Origin of the sequence: Paraburkholderia ribeironis (assembly GCF_900019265.1) — a bacterium.
GTDB lineage: Bacteria > Pseudomonadota > Gammaproteobacteria > Burkholderiales > Burkholderiaceae > Paraburkholderia > Paraburkholderia ribeironis.
Window position 1 is genome coordinate 1 of sequence record NZ_CYGX02000220.1, and the last position, 738, is coordinate 738.

Genomic DNA, 738 nt, shown 5'->3' on the forward strand with positions numbered 1-738 from the left:
GCGGATCGTATAGCTGTCGAGTTCACGGAAGAACGCAGCGCGCGCCGACTCGAAGATGCCCTTCAGCCGGCATTGCGACTGAATGACACAGTCGCGATGCGCGCCGTCCGCATCGGTCCCATTGAAACAGGCGACGAGCGCAAAATCGCTCTCGGCTGCCCGCACCACTTCGCCGACGGTCAACTCCGACGAATGCTCGAACAGCCGCAGACCGCCGTTGCGCCCGCGGACGGTCTCGACCCAGCCGAGTTCGGCGAGCCGCTGGACCACCTTCATCAGATGGTTCTTCGAGATGCCGTACGCATCCGAAATGTCTTGTATGGTTGCCAGTCCTTCGGAACGAACTGCAAGGTAAAGCAGCACGCGCAGTGAGTAATCGGTATAGTCTGTCAGTCTCATTGAAAGGCAAATCGCGACGGAGACGACGTGCGGAATGTTCACGCCGGCTCCACTTACGCCGGTACTGCGCCCGCGCAATAACATGCTTTCAAAAAACATCTTATTGCCACGTTTATCTCGTTATTTCGCGTAACTATAAACGCTAACTTTCGTTTGAAGCGCACTTTTTCTGACATTAATATTCGCGCATCCAACGTTTGCGTCTGCGCATTAGCCGCGACTCACTTTTGTTCCAGATATGAAGTCCGAAATTTTTTCCGATATATCTTCCGCTGAACGCCTTGCCGCCCGCCATGCCGAGCCCACGAGACTCCTGAGCATCTCGTATGCCGTCTTCTG

The 738-nt window shown here is 55.1% G+C and carries 1 protein-coding gene; it reads right to left on the reverse strand.

Going from position 1 to position 738, the window contains the following annotated elements:
• Positions 1-399: RrF2 family transcriptional regulator (locus BN2475_RS33265; protein WP_094783517.1), on the reverse strand; the 399-nt coding region annotated here is incomplete at its 3' end.
• Positions 400-738: the final 339 nt, after the last annotated feature.